The organism is Actinacidiphila cocklensis (assembly GCF_907177275.1).
Lineage (GTDB): Bacteria > Actinomycetota > Actinomycetes > Streptomycetales > Streptomycetaceae > Actinacidiphila > Actinacidiphila cocklensis.
This window is the reverse complement of record NZ_CAJSLV010000002.1, coordinates 17982-42970: the sequence shown is the minus strand read 5'-3', so window position 1 is coordinate 42970 and position 24989 is coordinate 17982. Positions and strand designations below refer to the sequence as shown.

The 24989-nt window shown below is 73.2% G+C and carries 20 protein-coding genes and 1 pseudogene; 16 read left to right on the top strand and 5 right to left on the bottom strand.

Annotation, left to right across the window (positions count from 1 at the left end; genetic code table 11):
* Positions 1-7: 7 nt before the first annotated feature.
* The 8 genes from NFU81_RS01990 (at position 8) to gndA (ending at position 9511) form a co-directional block, all read left to right on the top strand.
* Positions 8-1141, top strand: a complete 1134-nt coding sequence (locus NFU81_RS01990; RefSeq protein ID WP_422665126.1) for an ADP-ribosylglycohydrolase family protein — start codon at positions 8-10, stop codon at positions 1139-1141.
* Positions 1138-2283: an ADP-ribosylglycohydrolase family protein gene (locus NFU81_RS01985; protein WP_251484186.1), complete on the top strand. Its 1146-nt coding sequence runs from the start codon at positions 1138-1140 to the stop codon at positions 2281-2283. Before NFU81_RS01990 ends, NFU81_RS01985 begins: the two co-directional genes overlap by 4 nt.
* Positions 2280-3761, top strand: coding sequence for an ADP-ribosylglycohydrolase family protein (locus tag NFU81_RS01980; RefSeq protein WP_251484182.1), 1482 nt, complete (start codon positions 2280-2282; stop codon positions 3759-3761). Before NFU81_RS01985 ends, NFU81_RS01980 begins: the two co-directional genes overlap by 4 nt.
* Positions 3758-4687, top strand: a complete 930-nt coding sequence (locus NFU81_RS01975) for a ribokinase (RefSeq protein WP_251484179.1) — start codon at positions 3758-3760, stop codon at positions 4685-4687. The genes NFU81_RS01980 and NFU81_RS01975 overlap by 4 nt, the downstream gene beginning before the upstream one ends.
* Positions 4688-4783: 96 nt before the next feature.
* Positions 4784-6043: a CaiB/BaiF CoA transferase family protein gene (locus NFU81_RS01970; protein WP_251484177.1), complete on the top strand. Its 1260-nt coding sequence runs from the start codon at positions 4784-4786 to the stop codon at positions 6041-6043.
* Positions 6044-6162: 119 nt separating this feature from the next.
* Entirely contained in the window at positions 6163-6999 is an 837-nt protein-coding gene (locus NFU81_RS01965) for an HpcH/HpaI aldolase/citrate lyase family protein (RefSeq protein ID WP_251484558.1), read from the top strand.
* An 82-nt stretch (positions 7000-7081) separates the two neighbouring features.
* On the top strand, positions 7082-7885 hold the full coding sequence (locus NFU81_RS01960) for a thioesterase family protein (RefSeq protein WP_251484174.1): 804 nt from the start codon (positions 7082-7084) through the stop codon (positions 7883-7885).
* Positions 7886-8011: 126 nt separating this feature from the next.
* The gene (gene gndA, locus NFU81_RS01955) at positions 8012-9511 is read left to right on the top strand and encodes an NADP-dependent phosphogluconate dehydrogenase (protein WP_251484172.1); all 1500 of its coding nucleotides are present in this window, start codon (positions 8012-8014) and stop codon (positions 9509-9511) included.
* 188 nt (positions 9512-9699) lie between these two features.
* On the opposite strand, the pseudogene NFU81_RS01950 reads toward gndA, so the two are convergent.
* Positions 9700-9958: pseudogene (locus NFU81_RS01950) on the bottom strand (hypothetical protein); the annotation flags it as partial.
* Between the two features lie 146 nt (positions 9959-10104).
* On the opposite strand from NFU81_RS01950, the gene NFU81_RS01945 reads away from it, so the two are divergent.
* Positions 10105-10662, top strand: a complete 558-nt coding sequence (locus NFU81_RS01945) for a DinB family protein (RefSeq protein ID WP_251484169.1) — start codon at positions 10105-10107, stop codon at positions 10660-10662.
* 224 nt (positions 10663-10886) lie between these two features.
* On the opposite strand, the gene NFU81_RS01940 is transcribed toward NFU81_RS01945, so the two are convergent.
* A complete protein-coding gene (locus NFU81_RS01940; RefSeq protein ID WP_251484166.1) occupies positions 10887-12119 on the bottom strand; it encodes an ROK family transcriptional regulator in 1233 nt (410 codons plus the stop codon).
* Between the two features lie 282 nt (positions 12120-12401).
* Here NFU81_RS01940 and NFU81_RS01935 point away from each other — a divergent pair, with 282 nt between their 5' ends.
* The 4 genes from NFU81_RS01935 (at position 12402) to NFU81_RS01920 (ending at position 18630) form a co-directional block, all read left to right on the top strand.
* Positions 12402-13724: an extracellular solute-binding protein gene (locus tag NFU81_RS01935; protein WP_308208260.1), complete on the top strand. Its 1323-nt coding sequence runs from the start codon at positions 12402-12404 to the stop codon at positions 13722-13724.
* 68 nt (positions 13725-13792) lie between these two features.
* Entirely contained in the window at positions 13793-14629 is an 837-nt protein-coding gene (locus tag NFU81_RS01930) for a carbohydrate ABC transporter permease (protein WP_251484555.1), read from the top strand.
* Complete coding sequence (locus NFU81_RS01925; protein WP_251484160.1) at positions 14629-15525, top strand: carbohydrate ABC transporter permease; 897 nt, start codon at positions 14629-14631, stop codon at positions 15523-15525. The genes NFU81_RS01930 and NFU81_RS01925 overlap by 1 nt, the downstream gene beginning before the upstream one ends.
* Positions 15526-15573: 48 nt before the next feature.
* Positions 15574-18630, top strand: coding sequence for an alpha-mannosidase (locus NFU81_RS01920; protein WP_251484158.1), 3057 nt, complete (start codon positions 15574-15576; stop codon positions 18628-18630).
* 114 nt (positions 18631-18744) lie between these two features.
* On the opposite strand, the gene NFU81_RS01915 is transcribed toward NFU81_RS01920, so the two are convergent.
* The 3 genes from NFU81_RS01915 to NFU81_RS01905 all read right to left on the bottom strand — a co-directional run bounded on the left by NFU81_RS01915 (position 18745) and on the right by NFU81_RS01905 (position 21315).
* Entirely contained in the window at positions 18745-19605 is an 861-nt protein-coding gene (locus NFU81_RS01915; RefSeq protein ID WP_251484553.1) for a DMT family transporter, read from the bottom strand.
* Positions 19606-19821: 216 nt separating this feature from the next.
* Positions 19822-20784: an SDR family NAD(P)-dependent oxidoreductase gene (locus tag NFU81_RS01910; protein ID WP_251484156.1), complete on the bottom strand. Its 963-nt coding sequence runs from the start codon at positions 20782-20784 to the stop codon at positions 19822-19824.
* A gap of 63 nt (positions 20785-20847) precedes the next feature.
* The gene (locus NFU81_RS01905; RefSeq protein WP_251484153.1) at positions 20848-21315 is read right to left on the bottom strand and encodes a hypothetical protein; all 468 of its coding nucleotides are present in this window, start codon (positions 21313-21315) and stop codon (positions 20848-20850) included.
* Positions 21316-21473: 158 nt separating this feature from the next.
* Here NFU81_RS01905 and NFU81_RS01900 point away from each other — a divergent pair, with 158 nt between their 5' ends.
* From NFU81_RS01900 to NFU81_RS01890, 3 genes are read left to right on the top strand one after another with little or no spacing between them, the layout of a single operon-like run.
* Positions 21474-23150, top strand: coding sequence for an NAD(P)/FAD-dependent oxidoreductase (locus NFU81_RS01900; protein WP_251484151.1), 1677 nt, complete (start codon positions 21474-21476; stop codon positions 23148-23150).
* Between the two features lie 22 nt (positions 23151-23172).
* Entirely contained in the window at positions 23173-24621 is a 1449-nt protein-coding gene (locus NFU81_RS01895) for an ATP-binding protein (RefSeq protein WP_251484149.1), read from the top strand.
* Complete coding sequence (locus NFU81_RS01890; RefSeq protein ID WP_251484146.1) at positions 24618-24974, top strand: UBP-type zinc finger domain-containing protein; 357 nt, start codon at positions 24618-24620, stop codon at positions 24972-24974. The genes NFU81_RS01895 and NFU81_RS01890 overlap by 4 nt, the downstream gene beginning before the upstream one ends.
* The last annotated feature ends 15 nt before the right edge of the window (positions 24975-24989 follow it).

The window sequence follows — 24989 nt, the reverse complement described above, 5'->3', positions numbered from 1 at the left end:
TGAGCGGGTGGAGGGGCTGCTGCTGGGGCTCGCGTCGGGGGACGCCGCCGGGTGGCCGGCGGCGCGGCACCGGGCCGCGCGGATGCCCGAGTGGACGCGGCGGCTCACCCGCGAGCTCGACACCTTCGCCGAGCAGAACGAGACGACCACCCTGCCGGTGCCGATCGCCCTCAACCAGCCGCCGGAGCCGTTGCGGCTCGGCCCTTCCGACGACGCCGAATGGGCGGCCTTCACCGCGGAGGCGGTGCTCGCCTCGCGCGGTGCGCTGCTCAGCGACCTCACCCGCGACCGCCAGGTGCGCGCCGCGGTGGACCTGGCGTGGATGTCGCTGGCCGCCGAGATCTCCTCGGCCGCGGCCCGCGCGCCCGAGGTCGAGTCCGCGGTGATCCCGCTGCGGGCCAGGATCTCGGTACGGGCCGGCCTCGGCAATCTCGCCACCGGCCTGCGCCCGCCCGCCACCGGGCACGACAACCCGCACTTCTTCGACGACGCGGCCTGCGTGCGGGCCTGCGTGCTCGCCGTCGTCCATCCCGGCGACCCGGCGGCCGCGGCGGACCTCGCCGAGTACGACGCCCGCTACACCCAGGACGAGGACGGGGTGCACGGCGCCCGTGCGATGGCCGCGGCCGTCGCGCTCGCACTGGCGGGAGCGCCCGCGGCGGACTGCGTGGCCGCCGCCCTGCACCAGTTGCCGCCCGGCTCGGAGATCGCCCGCAACGCCGAGCACGCGGTCGCCCTCGCCGGGGCCGCCCGGCGAGCGGGGCACGGGCGGGCGTTCGGCCTGGTCCCGCTGCTGGAACACCAGATCATCGACCACGTCTACAGCTACGGCATCGCCGCCGCCGACACCGTGCCGGTCGCCCTCGCACTGGTCCTGGCCAGTGACGGCGCCGTGGAGGAGGCGGTGCCCGCCGCCGCGTGCCTGTCGCGGGTCGCGGACTCCGCGCCCGCGCTGGCGGGCGCGCTGGCCGGCGCGCTCGGCGGCGCCCGGTCCCTGCCCGCCTCCTGGCGGGCCGCGTGCAGGACCCTGGCCGGCTGCGCGCTGCCGCGGCTGGCCGGCCTCGATCTCGTGGAGCTGGCCGGGCGGCTGGCCGCCGCCGAGCCGGCCGCCACCGCCAAGGAAGGACTCGGACATCCATGAAACTGACGCTTGAGGACCGCGTCGCCGGCTGCATCGCCGGCGCCGCCGTCGGCGACGCGCTCGGCGGCCCCGTCGAGGGCTGGACGCCGGAGCAGATCGCGGAGCGGCACGGCGGCCGGGTGCGCGGCATCGTCGGCCCCTTCCACGAGGACTGGCGCACCGCGCGGCCCATCGCGCCATACCACAAGGGTGACGGCCACGTCACCGACGACACCCTGATGACGCACGCGCTGGTCCGGGTCTACGCGAAGGTGCGCGACCACCTCGACGCGTACAGCATCGCCGAGCACCTGGTGCCCGACCTGATCGGCACGCCCCGCTGGATACCCGAACTGGAGGCGGAGGCGCTGCCGTTGCAGCGGATCTTCCTGGCCGAGAAGTGGATCGTGGCCCGGCTGCACTACGGCCACGTGGACCCGCGGGAGGCGGGTGTCGGCAACATCGTCAACTGCGGTGCGGCGATGTACATGGCGCCGGTGGGTGTGGTCAACGCCGGTAATCCGGGGGCGGCTTACACGGAGGCCCTTGAGGTGGCGGCGCCGCACCAGTCGTCGTACGGGCGCGAGGCGGCGGGCGTCTTCGCCGCGGCCGTGGCGGCGGCCTTCGTACCGGGTGCCACGGCGGGCAGCGTGGTCGATGCGGTGCTGGAGCTGGCCAAGGACGGTACGCGGGCGGCGATCGAGGCAGTGTGCGAGCGGGCGGCGGCCTACGGCGACTGGGAGGCCGCGCTGGGGCCGCTGCGGGAGGCGGTGGCGCCCTTCGACACGGTCGGGCCGCGCTACCGTGAGCCCTCGCTCGGCGCGCGGCGGCCCTCCCGGCTGCACGCCATCGAGGAACTGCCGGTCGCGCTCGGCATGTTGCTGGTCGGCGGCGGCGCCTACGAGCCCGCGGTGCTCGGCTCGGTGAACTACGGGCGGGACTGCGACTCGATCGCCACGATGAGCGGTGCGATCGCCGGGGCACTCGGCGGCACGGGTGCGGTACCCGCCGAGTGGAGCACCGAGGTGGGCCGGGCAAGCCGGCTCGACCTGCACGGCCCCGCCGCGGAGTTGGCCGCCGTCACGCGGGAGGTCTTCGCCCGGGACACCGAGCGCCGCCGCGCCCATGAGGCGGCGTTCACGGCGTTGGCGGGGGCGCGATGACGCCGCCCGCAGCGGAGCTGCGGCTGACCTGGGTGCAGCCGGAGGACCTGCTCGGCCACGAGTTGCGGCAGGCGGCGGAGGACGGCCGCGACCCGGCCGGCGTCCGCCGCCGCTGGCTGGCCGCGGGCGGCCGCCTCGCCCCTGACCGCGCCGGCGCCTCCGCCGGTCCGACGCCTCCGGCGCTGCGCGCCCTCGCGGAGTCGCTGCTCGACGAGTTAGGGGCGGCGTCCAGCCCGTTGGCCGCGGCCGAGCCGACGGACCTGGCGGCGATCCACGCGCTCGCCCCGGCGTGGTCGCCGCTGCCGGAGGTGCCCGCGGGTACGGGCACGGCGCCGGAGGAAGGGTCGCCCGCACACCGAGCGGAGCGGCCGTCCGACCGTGACACCCGGACCCGCCTGGCCGCCCGGCTGGAAGCCGCCTGGCTGGGGCGGGCCGCCGGGTGCCTGCTGGGGAAGCCGGTGGAGAAGCTGACCCTCGCAGGGATCAGGGAGATCGCCCGCGGGACCGGGAACTGGCCGCTGGACGGCTGGTTCACCGGGGCCGGGCTCGACCCGGACGTCGCCGCGCGGCACCCGTGGAACCGCCGCAGCGCGGCCACCTCGCTGGCCGAGAACATCAGCGGGATGCCGGAGGACGACGACCTCGACTACCCGCTGCTCGGGCTGCTGCTGCTCGAAGCCCACGGCCACGGCTTCGGCACCGCCGACGTGGCGCGGCTGTGGCTGGCGGAACTGCCCGCCGGGCGCACCTTCACCGCCGAGCGGGTCGCGTACCGCAATCTGCTGGACGGGGTCGAGCCGCCGCACACCGCGACCCGGCGCAATCCCTTCCGCGAGTGGATCGGCGCGCTGATCAGGGCCGACGTGCACGGCTGGACGCACCCGGGCGACCCGGTCGCCGCCGCGGACCAGGTGTGGCGGGACGCGGTGCTCACGCACACCGCCTGCGGGGTCCACGGGGCGATGTTCGCCGCGGCGGTGATCGCCGCGGCGGCCGGCGGCCGCGCCGACGTCCACGACTGCCTGGCCGCCGGGCTCGGCGTGGTGCCCGGCGGGTCGCGGCTGGCCCGGGCGGTGCGGTTCGGCATCGAGGCGGCCCGTGCGGAGCCGACCGGTACCGCCGCGGGCTTCGCGGACGTGGTGGACGCGCTGCACGCCGCCCACGGCGACCACCACTGGGTGCACGTGCTGCCCAACGCGAGCCTGCTGGCCGCCGCTCTCACCCACGCCGGCGGCGACTTCTCCGGCTCCATCACCCGTGCGGTGTCGGGGGGTTGGGACACCGACTCCAACGGGGCGACGGCCGGCTCGGTGGCCGGGCTGCTCGCGGGTTCGCCCGCCGCGCTGCCCGACCGGTGGACCGGCCCGCTGAAGAACCGGCTGTCGACCACGGTCGGCGGGCTGGACGGCATCGGCTTCGACACGCTCGCCCGGCGCACCGCCGCGCTCGCGGTCCTCCCGCAGGAAGGCACCTCATGACAGCACCGCCCCTACGACCGGCCGGGATCGCGGTCCTGGGCAGCGCCAACATGGACCTGGTCGCGTACGTCAGGACCGCGCCGGCCCGCGGCGAGACGGTGACCGGGGAGTCGTTCCGTACCGTGGCCGGCGGCAAGGGCGCCAACCAGGCGATCGCCGCCGCGCGGGCCGGCGGCGCGGTCGCGATGATCGGCGCGGTCGGCGACGACGACTTCGGCCGCAGGCTGCGTGCCGCACTGGAGGGCGCGGGCGTCGGCACCGACCGGCTGCGTACGGCCCCGGGTCCCAGCGGCGTCGCCCAGATCGTGGTGGACGGCGAGGGGCACAACGCGATCGTGGTGGTGCCGGGCGCCAACGGCACGGTGACGGCGCTGACCTCGCAGGACGAGGCGGTGATCGGCGCGGCGGGCGCCCTGCTTCTGCAGCTCGAACTCCCGCTGGCCGGCGTGCTCGCCGGGGCGCGGGCGGCCAGGGCGCGGGGCGTGCGCACGGTGCTCACACCCGCTCCCGCGCAGCCGCTGCCCGACGACCTGCTGTCCGTCGTCGACCTGCTGGTGCCCAACGAGCACGAGGCCGCCGCGCTCAGCGGCGAGCGCGATCCGCGTGCGGCGGCCCGGGTGCTGCTCGACGCGGTGCCCGAGGTGGTGGTCACGCTGGGCGCGGCGGGCTGCCTGCACGCGATGCGCGGCCAGGAGCCGCTGGCCGTACCCGGGTTGGCCGCCGACGTGGTGGACACCACCGCGGCGGGCGACACCTTCGTCGGGGCGCTGGCGGTGGCGCTCGGCGAGGGCCGGACGACCGCCGACGCCCTGCGCTGGGCGACCGCCGCCTCCGCGCTGTCCGTCGAACTCCCCGGCGCCTCCTCCTCGATGCCGGACCGCGCGGCCATCGACGCCCGCGCGGCTGTCGCGCTCCGCAGCCCGTGAGCCGCCAAGTTCCCCCGTCCGCAGGAACCTTCGCAGGAATCTGCGGAAGACCCCACCCTCACCGAGAACCGAAGCACCAGAACCGAGGTACGACCCATGCACCAACCGCGTCCGCAGGAAGCGGCCCCCTCCTCCTCCCCCTCCGCCGCGGCGGACCCCGCTGATCCGCCGGCCGGGCCGCTGGCCGGCATGCGGGTGCTCGACCTGGCCACGCTCTTCGCGGGACCCGGCGCCGCCACCCTGCTCGGCGACTTCGGCGCCGACGTGATCAAGGTCGAGCACCCGCGCAAGCCCGACCCGTCCCGGGGGCACGGCCCGGGCAGGAACGGCGTCGGCCTGTGGTGGAAGCACCTCGGCCGCAACAAGCGCAATGTCACCGTCGACCTGTCCACGCCCGGCGGGCGCGAGGTGCTGCTCAAGTTGGCCGCGTCGGCCGACGTGGTCATCGAGAACTTCCGCCCCGGCACCCTGGAGAAGTGGGGCCTGGGCTGGGAGGAGCTGTCCGCGGCCAATCCGCGGCTGGTGCTCGCCCGCGTCACCGCCTTCGGGCAGTTCGGCCCGTATGCGGCCCGGCCGGGCTTCGGCACCCTGGCCGAGGCGATGAGCGGCTTCGCGGCCACCACCGGCGAGCCCGACGGGCCGCCGACGCTGCCGCCGTTCGGCCTGGCCGACGCGGTGGCAGGGCTGGCGACAGCGTTCGCGGTGATGGCGGCGCTCGCGGGCCGCGACCGTACCGGGGCGGGCCAGGTGGTGGACATGGCGATCATCGAGCCGATGCTCGCGGTGCTCGGCCCGCAACTGCTCTGGTACGACCAACTGGGCTACGTGCAGCCCCGGATGGGCAACCGCTCCGCCAACAACGCGCCCCGCAACACCTATCGCACCGCGGACGGCAGCTGGCTCGCGGTGTCGTCGTCCGCGCAGTCCGTGGCCGAGCGGGTGCTGCGGCTGGTCGGGCACCCGGAGTTCGCCGACGAGCCGTGGTTCGCGAGCGGCACCGGGCGGGCGGCGCACGCCGAGGAGATCGACAAGGTGGTGGGCGACTGGATCGCCCGGCACGACCGCGCGGAGGTGGTGGCCGCCTTCGAGTCGGCGCAGGCCGCGGTCGCGCCGGTCTACGACGTACGCGACGTGGTCGCCGACCCGCAGTTCCGCGCGCTCGGCACGGTGGCGCGGGTCGAGGACGAGGACCTGGGCATGCTGCGGATGCAGAACGTGCTCTTCCGGCTGTCCGCCACCCCCGGCGCCATCCGCTGGACCGGCCGCCCCCACGGCGCCGACACCGCCGAGGTGCTGACCGAACTCGGCCTGACCGCACCGCAGATCGCGGCACTGCGCGAGGAGGGCGCGCTGTGAGCCGCGCGCCCGCCGGCCGGGTGGGCACGGTACCGACGCCGGGCGCGGGGCCGGACGCGGCACGCGGCGCGCAGGCCGCCGGCCCGGCCGGTGCGCGCCGCCGGGACACCGCCGCCGGCATCCCGCTGACCTGGCTGTACGCCCCGGGGGACCGTCCCGACGTGGTGGCCAAGGCGCTGCGGTCCGGGGCGGACGTGGTGCTGGTCGACCTGGAGGACGCGGTCGGGGCCGACCGCAAGGACTACGCCAGGGCGGCGACCGCGGAACTGCTCGCGGAACCGGCCGCGGGGCCTGCGGCCGTGCATGTCCGGGTGAACGCGCTGGACGGCCCGCAGCTCGCCGCCGACCTGGCCGCACTCGCCGGGCTGCCGGGGCTCGGCGGGGTGCGGCTGCCGAAGGTCGGTTCGCCCGCGGACGTCGCCCGGGTGCTGCGGCTGCTGCGCGAGGCCGGGGACGCGCCCGCGCTGTATCCGCTGCTGGAGTCCGCGCTCGGGGTGGAGAACGCGTTCGCGATCGCGTCCGCCGACCCGGCCGTCCGCGGCATCGCGCTCGGCGAGGCGGACCTGCGGGCCGACCTGGGGCTCGCGGACGAGGACGCGCTGGTGTGGCCCCGGGTCCGCACGGTGGTGGCGGCCCGGGCGGCGGGGCTGGCGCCGCCGGCCCAGTCGGTCTACCCCGACGTCCGCGACCTGCCGGGGCTGGCCGCCTCCTGCCGGCGCGGCCGCGCGCTGGGCTTCCTCGGCCGGGCCGCGATCCACCCGCGCCAGCTGCCCGTCATCGAGCGGGCGTATCTGCCCTCCGCGGCGGAGATCGCCGCGGCCCGCGAGACGGTCGCGGCGGCAGACGCGTCCCCGGGCGCGCTGGCGCTGCCCGACGGGCGCTTCGTCGACCCGGCGGTGGTGGCCGGCGCCCAGCGGGTGCTGGCGCTGGCCGCCCGGGCGGAAGCGAGGAGCTGAGGGGGCGCACCGGTCCGACCGGCCGGGCTGGAAGGGGGCTCGCTACGATCGGCGCCGAGCATCCCCGGCCGAGGAGTTCCGCGTGACCAGTGAGGCGTTCTACCGGAGCCTGGGCGGCGGGCGGTACGAGAGCGGCCCCGCGACGGCGGGGCCGTGGAGCCCCCTGACCCAGCACGCGGGGCCGCCGTCCGCTCTCGTCGGCCGGCTGATGGAACGCCACGAGGCCCGGCCGGGCATGCGGATCGCCCGGGTGACGATCGACCTGCCGCGCCCGGTGCCGGTCGGCGACCTCGACGTGGAGGTGGCGACGGTACGCACCGGCGGGCGGACGGAGCTGCTGGAGGGCAGGATCACCTCGGGCGGCAGGGAGGTGCTGCTGGCCAGGGCGTGGCGGATGGTCGCGGCCCCCGAGGACACCCCGGCGCTGAGCCCGCTGGCGCCCGTACCGCCGCTGCCGGGTCCGCAGCCGCCGCAGACGATGGCCGGGGCGTACCTGGACGGCTACGTCTCGGCGATGGAGTGGCGCTTCCCGCCGGCGGCGCCCGGTGCCGCGGAGCCGGGCTTCGACACGCCCGGCCCCGGTACGGCCTGGGCGCGGCAGCGCGTCCCGCTGGTGGCGGGCGAGGCGGACACCCCGCTGACCCGGGCGCTGACCCTCGCGGACAGCAGCTGGGCGGTCGGCTTCGAACTCGACCGCCGCCGCGGCCTGGTCATCAACACCGACGTCACACTGGTGCTGCACCGCGACCCGGTGGGCGAGTGGATGTGCCTGCGGTCGGCGACCGCCGCGGCGGCGGGCGGCTCCGGCCTGGCACAGGGCGAGTTGCACGACACCACCGGCGACTGCGGCCGGATCCTGCAGACCCTGCTGGTCACCGGACTTTGAAGGGTACGCCCGACGCGCCGCGCCTTATCTGTTCCGGCAGGGTCCTTCGGACATAATCGTGAGCAGGGAGCAGCCTGTAGCACCGTCCGCAGCACGGCATCCGGCGATACGACAAAGGGTGGACCCATGGCCTCCGCAGACCAGGCGGCGCAGAACAGCAAGGGACCGGGCGGCGGCACGCCGCAGGGCACAGCGCAGATCGGGGTGACCGGGCTGGCCGTGATGGGCCGCAACCTGGCCCGCAACCTCGCGCGTAACGGCTACGCCACCGCGGTCCACAACCGCACGGCCGCCCGTACCCGCGCCCTGGTCGAGGAGTTCGGTGGGGAGGGCACCTTCGTGCCGTCCGAGAGCGCCGAGGACTTCGTGGCCTCGCTGGAGCGGCCGCGGCGGATCATCGTCATGGTCAAGGCGGGCGAGCCGACCGACGCGGTGATCTCGGAGTTCGCGCCGCTGCTGGAGCCCGGCGACATCATCGTGGACGCGGGCAACGCGCACTTCGCCGACACCCGGCGCCGGGAGAAGGAGCTGCGCGAGCGCGGCATCCACTTCGTCGGCAGCGGCGTCTCCGGCGGCGAGGAGGGCGCGCTGCACGGCCCGAGCATCATGCCGGGCGGCTCCGCCGAGTCCTACGAGGCGCTCGCGCCGATGCTGGAGGCCATCTCGGCCAAGGCCGACGACGGCTCGCCGTGCGTGGCCCACATCGGCCCCGACGGCGCCGGGCACTTCGTCAAGATGGTCCACAACGGCATCGAGTACGCCGACATGCAGCTCATCGCCGAGGCCTACGACCTGCTGCGGTACGCGCTCGACCTGCCGCCGGCGAAGATCGCGGACGTCTTCCGCGGCTGGAACCAGGGCCGCCTGGACTCGTACCTCATCGAGATCACCGCGCAGGTGCTGGCGCACACCGACGCCGGCACCGACCGGCCGTTCGTCGACATCGTGCTCGACCAGGCGGAGCAGAAGGGCACCGGGCGCTGGACGGTGCAGACCGCGCTGGACCTCGGGGTGCCGGTCAGCGGCATCGCCGAGGCGGTGTTCGCGCGGTCCGTCTCCGGCCACGCGGACCTGCGCGAGGCCGCGCGCGAGCTGCCGGGTCCGACGCCGACGCTGCTGGACAGCGCCGCCTACGACCGCTTCGCGGACGACGTCGAGCAGGCGCTGTACGCCTCGAAGATCGTCGCCTACGCGCAGGGCTTCCACCAGATCGCGGCCGGCAGCGCCGAGTACGGCTGGAACGTCGACCAGGGCCGGGTCGCGGCGATCTGGCGGGCGGGCTGCATCATCCGTGCCGCCTTCCTCGACCGGATCAGGGCGGCGTTCGACGCCAGGCCCGACCTGCCGACGCTGCTGATCGACGAGCACTTCGGCGAGGCGCTGCGGGGCGCGCAGAGCGCCTGGCGGCGGGTGGTGAGCACGGCGGTGGAACTGGGCATCCCCACCCCGGGCTTCTCCGCGGCGCTCGCCTACTACGACAGCCTGCGCGCGCAGCGCCTCCCCGCCGCGCTCATCCAGGGCCAGCGCGACTTCTTCGGCGCCCACACCTACCGCAGGACCGACCGCCCCGGCACCTTCCACACCCTCTGGGCAACCCCCGACCGCCCCGAGGTCACCCCCTCCTGACCCCCGCACGCCCCGCGCCCCTGAGAAGCGCTCGCCCTCTCTGCAGAGGCGAGCCTCATGGCGCGCTGTGTGATCGGCGGTTGGGCGGAGCTTTGGCTGCCTGACGCTCCGCTCAACCGCCCTCAGCCACGACGGCGCCGTACGTGCGGATGCTTCACCACGCCGTTCGTTCCGCCAGGTAGCCGCGGTCAGTCTCGGACCGCTCCCTCAGGCCAGACAACCCGCACCGCTACCCCGACGTTCTCGGCGTAGCGGACGACATCGGCGGTACCGCCATAGCCCCGCGCCGGCTGACCGTCCCAGATAGCGATCACTTCGTCCACGAGGCCGACCAGGATCTCACTACCCGTGGTCGAGTACCGCCTGAGCGAACCACACGTCAGGACCATCAGCGATGCGGGACACGGCCGTAAGGTCCTCGGCACCGTAGCTGCTGACGATGTCGCCGAAGACCCAGCGAAAGAGGACGCTTCACTTCCCGCCGACACCGACGGGAAGTGAAGTCGAAGCTGGTCCTGGCGAGGAAGCCCTTGGTCAGGACGGAGCGATCTTGAGCCGGGACGATGTCAGAGCAGCTGACTACGCTCCCACCCATGAGCGAACCAACTCCCCAGTCACCCCCGTCCACGACCGCTTCCGAGGCGGAGGCCCTGTGCTCGGTACTTGAGCGCAACCGACGGACCTTCGCCTGGAAGACGCACGGGCTCGATGCCGCCGGGCTGCGGGCGACCACGGCCGCCAGCTCGATGACGCTCGGTGGCCTCGTCAAGCACGTGGCCTTGGTCGAGGCGGACTGGCTGGCGGTGAAGCTGGCCGGTCGTGAGTACGGTGCCCCCTGGGACGCTGTGGACTTCGACGCTGACTCCGACTGGGAATGGCGGACCGGGGCCGTGGACACTCCGGAGGACGTCTATGCGGTGTGGCGTGCCGCGGTCGAGCGGTCACGGCAACTGGTGGCCGAGGTCGTCAAGGAGCGTGGGCTCGACGGGCCGGCCTCGTTCACCTGGCCGAACGGTCGCATACCCAGCGTCCGCGACATGCTCCTGGACATGATCGAGGAGTACGCGCGACACACCGGTCACGCCGACATTCTTCGCGAGGCGGTGGACGGCCTGGTGGGCGAGAACGCACCCAGGGATTTCACCGTCTAGAGACCGGGGCGGGCCTGCAATCCTACGAGTTGGCCGTGTGAACACGGTGATCCGGTACCCGCAGGCACCGCATCTGCCGCATACCGACCCCAACCTCGTCCCCGGGCACACCCAGCGCAGGGGGCAATCAGCCAGGGGCGCGGGGAACTGCGCGCGCAACGACGACGACGACGACGGCGGGCCCGTGCGGGCCGATAGCACACCCGTAAACCCCGAAGACCAGCCTACGGCTGGGTGAGCATGCGCCACCCCGGCGCATAGTTCCCGTGCAGGATCAGCGACGCCGCCCCCACCGCCCCCACCGCCTCGCCGATCACGCTCTGCTCGACGGCGATCCGCCGGATCGCCCGGGCCACCGACGTCGCGTTGACCGCCGCGTCGATCTCCTCGCAGATGATCTGCTCGATGCCGCGTACCGCCTCGCCGCCGACGACGACCCGGTCGACGTCGAGCAGCGCGACCGCGCCGCGCGCGGCCTGGCCGAAGCGGCGGCCGGCGCGCTGGACGACGTCGCGGGCAGCCGGGTCACCGCGGCGGACCGCCTGCCGCAGGGTCTTCCAGTCGCGGTGGACGCAGTCCGCCGCGCCGGTCAGCCCGATGCGCTCGGCGGCAGCGCGCCCGTGCAGGTCGAAGAGTTCGCCGATGACACCGGCGGGACTGACGTAGGGGCCGACGCAGTTCGTGCTGCCGCAGTCGCAGGTGATCCCCTCGGCGTCGACGGCTATGTGGCCGAACTCCCCCGCGTTGCCCGAATCGCCGTGCAGCACCGTGTTGTTGAGGACGATGCCCGCGCCGACCCCGGTGCCGAGGTAGATGAACAGGAAGCTGCCGGCCCGCTCCTTGCCGCCGATCCAGCGTTCGCCGATGGCCGCGGCGGTGGCGTCGTTGTCCATCGCGACCGGCATGCCCGTGGCGGTCGCGAACATCTCCCGCAGCGGCACCCGGCCCCAGCCCGCGAAGTTGGGCGGTGAGACGACGGCGCCGGCCGGCCCGTCGATCGGTCCTGGCGCGGCGATGCCGGTGCCGAGCAGCCGGGCCGGGTCGATCCCGGTCCTGGCGGTGAGCCGCTGGGCGGCGGCGGCGATCCGGGTGACCAGGTCGGCGGGTTCCGCGCCGTCGGGGAGTTTGACCCGGCGGTCGGCCAGCACCTCGCCCGCGAGGTCGACGACCACGATCACCGCGGCGTCCGGGTCGAGTTGCACGCCGACCGCGTAGGCGCCGTCGGCCCGCGGCGAGAGCAGGGTGCGGCGCTTGCCGCCGTTGGAGGGGGCGTAGCCGGACTCGGAGACCAGTCCCGCGTCCAGCAGCCTGCGCACCACGTTAGAGACGGTCTGGCTGGTCAGACCGGTGAGCGGGGCCAGTTCCACCCGGCTGACCGGACCCGCGGTGCGTATCGCGTCCAGGACGACCGCCTGGTTGTACCCCCCGACCCGCGGAAGGTTGGTTCCCTGAGTCACCCTTCCCCGCCTCCTCCTCCGCCCCCCGGCATGCCACTCGGCGCGGCTCGCGGCGAAGTTTACATGTCACATGCGTTGACTTACTCAATCCATTGGATTTAGCTTCGCCGACATGCCAGGGCACGGGCGCCCTGCTGATTCGGGGTCGTCCCACCGGGCAACCCCCGCGCTGCCCGCAACCGTTGCGGGCCGACTCGGGTTCTTTCACCGGAGGCATACGTGCGAACGAGACTTCTCGCGGCAACCGCGATAGCGGCTGTCACGACCGTGTGTGCGGCAACGTTGTCAGGCTGTGGGTCGGACTCCGGCGGCAGCTCCGGCAAGACGATCAAGGTCGTCTACCAGCAGCAGCTCAACAACAGCAACAAGGTCCAGGCCGGCTTCCTCGGACCGATGGTCGACCAGTTCGAGAAGGCCAACCCCGGCACCACGGTGAAGCTCGTCCCGGTGACCGCGAGCGAGAACGACTACTACACCAAGATCCAGCTGATGATGCGCTCCCCCGCGACCGCGCCCGACCTGGTCTACGAGGACACCGCCACCATCAACTCCGATGTGGCGGGCGGCTATCTCAAGCCGCTGGACACCTACCTGAACACCTGGCAGGACTGGGCCAGCTTCGCTGCGCCCGCCAAGGCCGCGATGAAGTACGCCGCCGACGGCAAGACCTACGGCGTGCCCGACAACACCGACACCCGCGGCATCTGGTACAACAAGCAGCTCTTCGCGCAGGCCGGCATCGCCGTCCCCTGGCAGCCGAAGACCTGGGACGACGTGCTGACCGCGGCCCGTACGGTCAAGGCCAAGGTCCCCGGGGTGGCGCCGCTGAACGTCTACACCGGCGTGGCCGGCGGCGAGGCGTCCTCGATGCAGGGCTTCGAGATGCTGCTGTACGGCACGCCCGCGGCCAACGACTCGCTGTACGACACCAAGCAGCAGAAGTGGGTCGTCGGCAGCAAGGGCTTCAAGGACGCGCTGAACTTCGTGCACACGGTGTTCAGCGAGGGCCTCGGCCCGTCCGCGCAGCAGGCGCTGGGCGCCAACTTCCAGGCCGCGGTGGGCACCGAGATGATCCCGCAGGGCAAGCTGGCGATCGACATCGACGGCTCCTGGATGCCCAACAACTGGATCCGCACCGGCCCCGAGCCGTGGCCGCAGTGGGAGACCACGATGGGCATGGCGGCGATGCCGACGCAGAGCGGCCAGGGCAGCGGCAAGGTCAGCATGTCGGGCGGCTGGGCCTGGTCGATCCCGGCCAAGGCGAAGAGTCCCGATCTGGCCTGGAAGTTCATCCAGTTCCTGGAGACCAAGGCCAACTCGGCTCAGTGGAACAGCGTCAACGCCACCATCGCGGTGCGCACCGACGTGGCGACCGACCCGGCGTATCTGAAGGCGCTGCCCACCAACGAGTTCTTCAGCGCGCTGGTCCCCGACACCTTCTACCGTCCCGGCCTGCCCGCGTACACCCAGGTCTCCAGCTCCATCCAGAAGGCCATGGAGGCGGTGACCACAGGTCAGGCGTCGGTGGACAAGGCGGCCGGCACCTTCGACAGCGACGTGAAGACCGCGGTCGGCGCCGACAAGACCGTCCAGGGCGCGCAGTGACCTCGTCCGCCGCCACCGCCACCGCCGGGCCGCGCCGCGGCCGGGCGGTGGGCGGTCTGCTGCGCGGCATGCCGCTGCTGCCGGCCGTGGTGCTGCTCGCGGTCTTCCTGGCCGGACCGATCGCGTACTGCGTCTACTACGCGTTCACCGACATGCAGCTCACCGGTGCGTCCGGCACCCACTTCGTCGGCTTCGACAACTTCACCCGGGCCTTCGGCGACTCGGACTTCGTCAACGCGGTCGTGCTCACCCTGGTGTTCGTGGTCGGCTCGGCCGTCGTCGGGCAGAACACCCTGGGGCTCGCGCTGGCGGTGCTGATGGAGAAGGCCACCCGGCCGGTCCGGGCCGTCACCAGCACGGTGGTGATCGCCGCCTGGGTGCTGCCCGAGGTGGTGGCGGGCTACCTGATGTACGCCTTCTTCTTCCAGCAGGGCTCGCTCAACGCGATCCTGCGCGGGCTGCACCTGCCGCAGCAGAACTGGCTGTACACCCTGCCGATCCTGGCGGTGTGCCTGGCCAACGTGTGGCGCGGCACGGCCTTCTCGATGCTGGTGTACTCCGCCGCGCTCAACGACGTCCCGCAGGAGCTGGTGGAGGCGGCCGAGGTGGACGGCGCCGGTCCCTGGCAGCGGCTGTGGCGGGTGACGCTGCCGGTGATCCGTCGCTCGGTGATGACCAACCTGATGCTGATCACCCTGCAGACGCTGTCGGTCTTCGGCCTGATCTACACCATGACCCGCGGCGGTCCCGGCAACAAGACCGAGACGCTGCCGGTGTTCATGTACCAGCAGGCCTTCACCAGCAGCCTGATCGGGTACGGCACGGCCGTCGCGCTGGTGCTGCTGGTGGTGGGCGCGCTGTTCTCGGTCGTCTACATCCGGATGCTCAAGATGGAGGAGGACTGATGGCCGTCACGAGCAGTCCGCGGGCGGTACGGGTCCGCCCGGAAGCCGACCGGCAGGCGGTCGGCGGCACCCGCAGGCGGCGGGTGGCGACCGGCCGGATCGCCGTCAACGCCTCCCTGCTGGTCTTCTCCGCGCTGTATCTGGTGCCGCTGCTGTGGATGCTGCTGGCCTCGGTCAACGCGCACGGCAGCTTCAAGCTGACCGTGCCGTCGCCGACCGGTGACAACTTCCGGCAGATCCTCAACACCGACACCACCTACCGGCCGATGCTCAACGGCCTGCTGATGTGCGGCGGCGGCACCCTGCTGTGCGTGGTGTGCTCGGTGCTGGCCGCCTATCCGCTGTCGCGGTTCAGGTCGCGGCTGCGCAGGCCGTTCCTCTACACCATCCTCTTCAGCACCGGGCTGCCGATCACCGCGGTGATGATCCCGGTGTACAGCATGTTCGTGCAGGTCAACCTGATCGACTCGATGCCCGGTACGACGCTCTTCCTGGCCGCGGCGGCACTGCCGTTCGGGATCTGGCTGATGAAGAACTTCATGGACGGGGTGCCGCTGGTCCTGGAGGAGGCGGCCAGGATCGACGGCGCCAACGCGATGCAGGTGCTGTGGCGGATCGTGCTGCCGCTGATGTGGCCCGGCGTGATCGTGGTGACGATCTTCACCTTCATCGGGATGTGGGGCAACTTCTTCGTGCCCTTCATCCTGCTGCTCTCGCCGGAGAAACTGCCTGCCTCGGTCAGCGTGTTCACCTTCCTGAGCGCGCACGACCAGACGCAGTACGGGCAGTTGTCGGCCTTCTCGATCATCTACTCCATCCCCGTGGTGATGCTCTACCTCGTCCTCGCCCGCCGGCTCGGCGGCGGCTTCGCCCTGGGCGGCGCGCTCAAGGGCTGACCTCCCGCAACGACCACCGACACTCCCGACCCACGGGAAGGCTTCGCCATGCACACCGACCCCACCATCACCGAGCAGCGGCTGGACCGCATGCTGAGCCAGCGCCTGCGACCCGCGGTGCACGCCCGCTGCGTGCCGCTCACCGTCGAGGTGTGGCACGTCCCCGGCGAACCGGTACCGGTCGCCACCGGCCTCGCCGCCGACTTCGGCCCGGCCCGGGTCGGCGACCGCTGGGGGCCTGCCTGGTCGACCAGCTGGTTCAAGATCACCGGCCGGATACCCCAGGAGTGGGCGGGCCTGCCGGTGGAGGCGGTGCTCGACCTGGGCTTCGGCACCACCGAGCCGGGCTTCTCCGCGGAGGGGCTGGTCTACCGGCAGGACGGCACCGCGGTGAAGGCGCTCAACCCGCGCAACACCCACCTGCCCGTCACGGCGGCGGCAGCCGGCGGCGAGCAGCTGACGTACTACATCGAGGCGGCCGCGAACCCGGTCGTCATGCACTCGGGGCCCGATCAGCTGACCTTCTACCCCACCCCGCTGGGCGACCGCGCGGCCTGGCTGCACGATGCGGACGGCGCCGGGGACCGCGACCCGCTGTACCGGCTGCGGCGGATGGACCTGGCCGTCTTCGACGCCGGTGTCTTCGAGCTGGTCCAGGACCTGGACGTGCTCGGGCAGTTGATGCACGAGCTGCCCGAGCAGTCCACCAGGCGCTGGCAGTTGCTGCGGGCCATCGAGCGCGCACTCGACGCGATCGACCTGCAGGACATCGGCGGCACCGCGGCGGCCGCCCGCGAGGTGCTGGCCCCCGCGCTGGCCGCGCCCGCGAGCCCGAGCGCCCACCGGATCTCGGCGATCGGCCACAGCCACATCGACTCGGCGTGGCTGTGGCCGCTGCGCGAGACGGTACGGAAGGTGGCGCGCACCGTCTCCAGCGTCACGCAGTTGATGGACGACCATCCCGGCTTCCGCTTCGTGATGTCGCAGGCGCAGCAGCTGGCCTGGCTCAAGGAGCACCGGCCCGAGGTCTACGCGCGCGCCCAGGAGAAGGCCAAGACCGGGCAGTTCCTGCCGGCCGGCAGCCTGTGGGTGGAGCCGGACACCAACATCACCGGCGGTGAGTCGCTGGTGCGGCAGTTCGTCCACGGCAAGCGGTTCTACCTGGAGGAGTTCGGGGTCGAGACCGAGGAGATGTGGCTGCCCGACACCTTCGGCTACAACGCGGCGCTGCCGCAGCTGATGAAGCTGGCCGGGGTGCGCTGGTTCCTGACGCAGAAGATCTCCTGGAACACCACCAACAAGTTCCCGCACCACACCTTCTGGTGGGAGGGCATCGACGGCACCCGGATCTTCAGCCACTTCCCGCCGGTCGACACCTACAACAGCGACCTGTCCGGGGCCGAAGTGGCCCACAGCGAGCGGAACTTCCAGGACAAGGCGGCCACCGACCGCTCCCTGGTGCCGTTCGGCTACGGCGACGGCGGTGGCGGCCCCACCCGGGAGATGATGGCCCGCGCCGACCGGCTCGCCGACCTGGAGGGCTCGCCGCGGGTCGCGGTGGAGGCGCCGGCGGACTTCTTCGCCAAGGCGTTCGCCGACCACCCCGACGCGCCGGTGTGGGTGGGCGAGTTGTATCTGGAGTTCCACCGCGGCACCCTGACCAGCCAGTTGGCCACCAAGCAGGGCAACAGGCGCAGCGAGCACCTGCTGCGGGAGGCCGAGTTGTGGGCGGCGACGGCGGCCGCGCGGACCGGGGCGCCGTATCCGTACGAGGCGCTCGACCGGCTGTGGAAGACGGTGCTGCTGCACCAGTTCCACGACATCCTGCCGGGTACGTCGATCGCCTGGGTGCACCGGGAGGCGGAGCAGACCTACCGGGAGGTCGCGGCCGAGCTGGAGGAGCTGATCGGGTCGGCTCAACGGGCGCTGGCCGGTCCTCCCGGGCAGCAGGGCGAGGTGGTCTTCAACGCCGCCCCGCACGCGCGCGGCGGCGTCCCCGCGCTGGGTGCCACGCCCAGGACCCGGGTGCCGGGGCGTACTCCCCCGGTGGCCGACGGCGACGGCTTCGTGCTGGACAACGGCCTGGTGCGGGTGGTGGTCGACGGCCGCGGGCTGGTCACCTCCGCATACGACATCACCGCGGGCCGCGAGGCGCTGGCGCCGGGTGCGGTGGCCAACCTGCTGCAGCTGCACCAGGACTTCCCCAACAAGTGGGACGCCTGGGACATCGACGTCTTCTACCGCAACACCGTGCGCGACCTCACCGAGGCCGACGAGGTGACCGTCGTGGACGGCGGGGTGCGGGTGGTGCGCACGGTCGGCGCGTCGCGGATCGAGCAGACCCTGACGCTGGAGCAGGGCGCCCGGCGGCTGGACGTGGACACGCTGGTCGACTGGCACGAGCGGGAGAAGCTGCTCAAGGCGTCCTTCCCGCTGGACGTACGGGCCGCGCACTCCACCGCGGAGATCCCGTTCGGCCAGGTGGAGCGGCCCACGCACACCAACACCAGCTGGGAGGCGGCCAAGTTCGAGGTGTGCGCGCACCGCTTCCTGCACGTCGGCGAGCCGGGCTGGGGCGCGGCGCTGGTCAACGACTCGACGTACGGCCACGACATCACGCGGGACGTACGCCCCGACGGCGGTACGACGACCACGGTACGGCTCTCGCTGCTGCGCTCGTCCCGCTTCCCCGACCCGCAGGCCGAGCAGGGCACCCACCGGCTGCGGTACGCCCTGGTGGTGGGGGTGGAGCCGGCTGACGCGGTGCGTGAGGGCTACCACCTGAACCTGCCGGAGCGTACGGTGCCGGGCAGCGCGGTGGTGGAACCCCTGGTCGCGGTCGACCAGGAGGGTGTGGTGGTCTCGGCGGTCAAGCTGGCCGACGACCGCTCGGGCGATGTGGTCGTGCGGCTCTACGAGTCCCACGGCCGCCGGGTGCGGGCGACGCTCACCCCCGGTTTCGCACTGGGCGGCGCGGTGGTGACCGACCTGCTGGAGCGTCCGCTGCCCGACGACGGCAGCCACGAGGTGGCCGGCTCCGGGGTGCGGCTGTCGCTGCGGCCGTTCCAGATCCTCACCCTGCGGCTGGCGGTGCGGCGCGACTGACAGCGCGGCGCCGCAGGAAGGGCCACGGGGGCATCGCCGGTCGGAGGGGACCGGCGATGCCCTCGGCTTGTGCGCGGGCGATGCCCCCGGCTTGTGCGCGCGGGAGGTGCGTGCTCAGCTGCCCAGCTCGCCGGTCAGCGGTGCCCGGGACAGCCGGAGCGTGCCGAGGGTGATCAGCGCGACGCCGACCAGTTCGGGCAGGACCCACCAGCCGGTGCGGATGTGCTCGGCGTAGACCAGCACTCCCAGCAGCAGGCTGACCGTCGCGTCGCCGAGGGTCAGCGCCGGCTGCGAGGCCGCGATGGACCCGGCCTGCAGGGCGTTCTCCAGCAGGAACACCGCCGTCACCCCGCACAGCGCGAACCCGTACGTCTGCCACGCCGCCAGGAAGGCGCCGAAGCCGTCGTCGGAGAAGGTGTTGGCGGCCGACTTCATCAGCGCGGCCGTCAGCGCGTTGGAGACGGCGGCGGCGGAGCCGAGCAGCGCCGCCCTGGCCGCCCCGGACGGCCGGCGCCTGGCGGCACCGACCGTGAGGGCGGTGGCCGCCACGCACAGCACCACCGCCGGAATCCAGCGGGCCATCGACGCCTGCGGCCGGCCGCCGTCGGGCGCCGCGGCGGCCAGCGCCAGCACCAGGCCCGCGACCATGCAGCCGACCGCGATCCAGCCCGTCCTGGGCAGGGTGCGGTGCAGCACGGGCAGGGCGATCAGCAGGGCGAAGGGCAGTTCCAGGATGAAGACCGGCTGCGCCAGCGCCAGCGGCCCCGTCACCAGGGCCAGCGCCTGGAAGAGCGCCGCGCCGACCACACCGCAGATGCCCAGCAGCCAGACCGGCTGCCTGGCCAGGTCCTTCAGCAGCCGCGGCCGCAACGCGTCCTTGGCGGGCACGGAGATCGCGGCCTTGCGCTGCAGCACCGTCCCGGTCGCGTTGCTGGCCGCACCGATGAGCGCGAAGAACACGCAGAGCACCAGCAGGGTCGGCCTCCGGAGGCGTCATGGCCCGGCGCGCAGCGGGACGCCGGGGCGGAAGGGTCCGCGGCCGGCCGCGGACGTCTGTCCGCCCCAGCATCCGCCGTCGCACCGGCCCCGCCGCCCACCGGCCGCGCCGACCTGCGCCCCTTCACCCGTTCGCGCCAGCGCCCCGGGGCGGCCGCCCCGGGGCGCCGAGGTCCTCCGCGGGACGCCGCGGTGTCAGCTCGCGAAGGCGTTGACGCCGGTGAGCTCGGCCGACAGCGCCCACAGGCGGGCGGCCTCCTCGGGGTCGACGGCGTAGTCCTGCACTCCGCCGCGCGCACCGGAGTCCGAGGCGGGCCCGGCGATGTCGCAGTCCTCCAGGTACACCCCGCCGGCCCCGTCGAGCGCCGGTGAGGTCGCCGCCCAGACCTGGGTGGAGGCGCCCTCCTCGGGGGACTTGAAGCCGGTCGGGTCCACCGGGTTGCCGTCCTCGTCGATCCAGCCGAGGGCGACCATCTCTGCCGTGGGCAGGTGCCGCTGCAGCGGGGTGAGGATGCCGCCCGGGTGCAGCGCGAAGGCCCGTACGTTCCGGCCGGCGGCGAGGGTGTCGAGCTGCCGGGCGAAGAGCACGTTGGCGGTCTTGGCCTGCCCGTAGGCCTGCCACTTGTCGTACCCCTGATCGAACTGGATGTCGCCCCAGCGGATCGGCGAGAGGCGGTGGCCGCCGGAGGACACCGCCACCACCCGGGCGCCGCCCCGCTCGATCGCCGGCCACAGCCGGTTGACCAGCGCGTAGTGCCCGAGGTGGTTGGTGGCGAACTGCGCCTCCCAGCCGGGCCCGACCCGGGTCTCCGGGCAGGCCATGATGCCCGCGCTGTTGATGACGATGTCGATGTCGCGGCCGGTGGCGAGGAAGCGGTCGGCGAAGTCGCGGACGCTGTCGAGGTCGGCCAGGTCGAGCTGGTCCACCTCGACGCCCTCGATACCCGCCAGCGCCTCGGCCGCGGTCTGCGGACGGCGGGCCGGGACCACCACGTGGGCGCCGGCCTTCGCCAGTGCCCGGGTGGTCTCCAGGCCGATGCCCGAGTAGCCGCCGGTGACGAGCGCGAGCTTTCCGGTCAGGTCGATGCCGCTGAGGACCTCGTCCGCGGTGCTGTGGGCGCCGAAGCCCGAACCGATCGGTTTCTGTGGCGTAGTCATGCTCCAGAGGCTAGGAGTTGAAGTGCGCTCCAGCGCAAGCCCGCCAGGTGACACGCCTGCGTGTCAGCAGCCGAGCCGTACGGCGTCGACGATCAGGTCGTCGTCGCCGCTGCCGGGCCGCCCCCGCATGTCGACGACCGACAGGCGCCACCCGCCGCGGTCGAGCGCCACCGAGTGCCAGCCGGCCTCGTCCTTGCGGAACACCTGGTGCCACCCGGCCCGGCCCAGCTCGGCGAGCAGGCGGTGGGCCTCCTCCGGCGTTCCGGCGGTGGCGTCCGGCCACTCGGCCATGCACTGCGGGGGCATCGGTGTGCCTTTGCGCCCGCTGGAGAATCGCAGCACGATGGTCTCGCCGTCGGACCAGCTGTGCAGTCCCACCCGGCTGATCACCGCCGCCACGTCCGCCTGGACCTCGCCCTTGCCGAGCGCCGCGTCCGGCACCCCGCCGATCACCGCCACCGCCCCGTCCGCCGCCGCCGGCACCGCGCACACCACCGCGACGGCCGCCAGCGCCGCCCACCCCGCCCGCATCGCATCCCCCTGCTGTCACACGCTGTCGTTACGCGCTCCGCGATCATCCCGCACGCCGGGACATGCGCGCGCTGCGGGCACGCCATCAGGCCACTAGGCTGAACGGCGGACCTGCACGGAGCGAAACGCGCAGGCAGCAGATGGGGACGGGGATGCCCATGACAGCACCGGACAGCACACGCCGAGCCGTGCTCCTGACCGTCGACGACGACCCGGGGGTCTCCCGTGCCGTCGCCCGCGACCTGCGGCGCCGGTACGGCGAGCGCTACCGCGTGGTGCGGGCCGAGTCCGGCGAGTCGGCACTGGACGCGCTGCGGCAGATGAAGCTGCGCGGCGACCTGGTCGCGGTGATCCTCGCGGACTACCGCATGCCGCAGATGAACGGCATCGAGTTCCTCGAGCAGGCCATGGACGTCTACCCCGGCGCCCGGCGGATCCTGCTCACCGCCTACGCCGACACCGGCGCCGCGATCGACGCGATCAACGTCGTCGACCTGGACCACTACCTGCTCAAGCCGTGGGACCCGCCGGAGGAGAAGCTCTACCCGGTCGTCGACGACCTGCTGGAGAGCTGGCTGGGCTCCGACCACCGCCCGGTGCCGGAGACCAAGGTCGTCGGCCACCGCTGGTCGGCCCGGTCGTCGGGGGTCAGGGAGTTCCTGGCCCGCAACCAGATCCCGTACCGCTGGTATCTGTCCGACCAGTCCGAGGGCCGGCGGCTGCTGGACGCCGCGGGGCACGACGGGCTGCGGCTGCCGCTGGTCATCGCGCCCGGCGGCGAGGTGCTGATCGAGCCGTCGGACCAGGACCTGGCCGCACAGGTGGGGCTGTCGACCACGCCGGCGGAGGAGTTCTACGACCTGGTGGTCATCGGCGCGGGCCCCGCGGGCCTGGGTGCGGCGGTCTACGGCGCCTCCGAGGGGCTGAACACGGTCCTGGTGGAGCGCACCGCGACCGGCGGCCAGGCCGGGCAGAGCGCCAGGATCGAGAACTACCTCGGCTTCCCCGACGGGGTCTCCGGCGCGCAGCTCACCGACCGCGCCCGCCGCCAGGCGACCCGTTTCGGTGCCGAGCTGCTCACCGCCTGTGAGGTCACCGGCCTGGAGGTCAGCGGCCCCGCCCGCACCGTCCGGTTCGCGGACGGCTCCTCGGTCTCGGCGCAGAGCGTCATCCTCACCACCGGGGTGGCCTACCGGCTGCTGGACGTGCCGGGGCTGGCCGAGCTGACCGGCCGCGGCGTCTACTACGGCTCGGCGCTGACCGAGGCCGCGGGCTGCGAGGACCAGGACGTCTACATCGTCGGCGGCGCCAATTCGGCCGGGCAGGCCGCGGTCTACCTGTCGCGGGGCGCGAAGTCGGTGACGCTGCTGGTCCGCGGGCCGTCACTCGAGGCGTCCATGTCGCACTACCTGATCCAGCAGATCGCCGCGATCCCCACCATCCGGGTCCGTACCGGCACCGTCGTCGCCGCCGCGCACGGCGAGGACCACCTGGAGGGCCTGACGCTGCGGGACACCGCGAGCGGCGGAACGGAAATGGTGGACGCCCAGCGTTTGTTCGTATTCATCGGGGCGGCACCGCGCACCGAGTGGCTGGAAGGGGTGGTCCGCAGGGACGGACACGGCTTCCTGCTGACCGGGCCCGACCTGGCCGCCGAGGGCGAGCGCCCGCCCGGCTGGGAGCCCGATCGGCCGCCGTACCACCTGGAGACCAGCGTGCCCGGGGTCTTCGCGGCCGGCGACGTCCGCTCGGAGTCCGCCAAGCGGGTCGCCTCCGCCGTCGGTGAGGGCGCGATGGCCGTCATGCTCGTACACCGCTACCTGGAGGGGCTGTGAGCGTCTCAAGTCTGGAGGGACCGTGACCGGCGCGACGCTGCCGTGCGACCCGGCGGAACTGCGGTCGCTTTTCCTGTTCGAGCACCTGTCGCCCGAGCAGCTGGCCCGGCTGTGCAGCGCGGGCCGTATGGAGGCCGCGGAGCCGGGTCCCGTCTACGCCGAGGGCGACGCCGCGACCTGCTTCTACGTCCTGCTCGAAGGCACCGTGGTCACCTCGCGGCGGGTCGGCACCGACGACATCGAGGTCAACCGGACCTCGCAGCGCGGGGTCTACGCCGGCGCGTTCCAGGCGTATCTGGGCGACCAGGTCCCGCAGCTCTACACCAACTCGATGCGGGTCACGCAACCGTCCCGGTTCTTCGTGCTGTCCGCCGACGAGTTCGCGAAGATCATGCGCGACTGGTTCCCGATGGCGGTGCACCTGCTGGAGGGGCTGTTCTTCGGCAACCGGACCTTCCAGCAGGTGGTCAGCCAGCGCGAGCGGCTGCTCGCGCTGGGGTCGCTGTCGGCCGGCCTGACCCACGAGCTGAACAACCCGGCCGCCGCCGCGCTGCGCGCCACCTCGGCGCTGCGCGACCGGGTGGCCGGCATGCGCCACAAGCTGAAGGTCCTGACCGGCGGCCCCTACCGGCAGTCCGACCTGGACACGCTGATCGGGGTGCAGGAGCGGGCCGTCGAGCGGATCGCCAAGGCGCAGGAGCTGAGCCCGATGGAGGCCTCCGACCAGGAGGACGCGGTCGCCGACTGGCTGGACGACCACAACATCTCCGGCGGCTGGGACCTGGCACCGGTCTTCGTCCAGGCGGGCCTGGACGAGGAGTGGCTGGAGCAGGTCGCGGCCGCGGTGGACTCCGAGCTGCTGGAGAGCGCGGTGCGGTGGCTGAACTACACCGTCGAGACCGAGCTGCTGATGAACGAGATCGAGGACTCCACCTCCCGGGTGTCGGGACTGGTCAACGCCGCCCGGCAGTACTCGCAGCTGGACCGGGCGCCCTTCCAGGTGGTCGACATCCACGAGCTGCTGGACAGCACCCTGCAGATGCTGGCCGGGAAGATCGGCCCCGAGGTGACGGTGGTCAAGGAGTTCGACCACACGCTGCCGAAGATCCCCGCCTTCCCGGGCGAGCTGAACCAGGTGTGGACGAACCTGATCGACAACGCGGTCGCCGCGATGGACGGGGTGGGCACCCTCACCGTGCGCACCTCGCGGGACCACGGCAGGCTGGTGGTGGACTTCCAGGACACCGGTCCCGGGGTCCCCGAGGAGATCCGGCAGCGGATCTTCGAGCCGTTCTTCACCACCAAGCCGGTGGGCCAGGGCACCGGGCTCGGGCTCGACATCTCGTGGCGGATCGTGGTCAACAAGCACCACGGCGACCTGAACGTCGAGTCGGAGCCGGGCAACACCCGTTTCCGGGTCAGGCTGCCGCTCACCGCCAGCAACCCCGACGCCGAGGAGGCCGCCGAATGAGCACCGCCGACATCCCAGGGATCGACCCGTCAGTACCCCCGAGCGGCGACGGCTGCACGGAGTGCGACAAGGCCGGCGGCTGGTGGTTCCACCTGCGCAGGTGTACCGCCTGCGGGCACGTCGGCTGCTGCGACAGCTCGCCCTCGCAGCACGCCGCCGCGCACGCCGCCGCCACCGGCCACCCGGTGATCAGGAGCTACGAACCGGGTGAGAGCTGGTTCTGGAACTACGTCACCGAGAGTTACGTCGAGGACGGTCCCGATCTCGCCCCGCCGCAGAACCATCCCATGGCCCAGTCGACGCCGGGACCCGCCGACCGGGTGCCCCGCGACTGGCAGGCCCATCTGAACTGACGCTGTTGGGGAGCA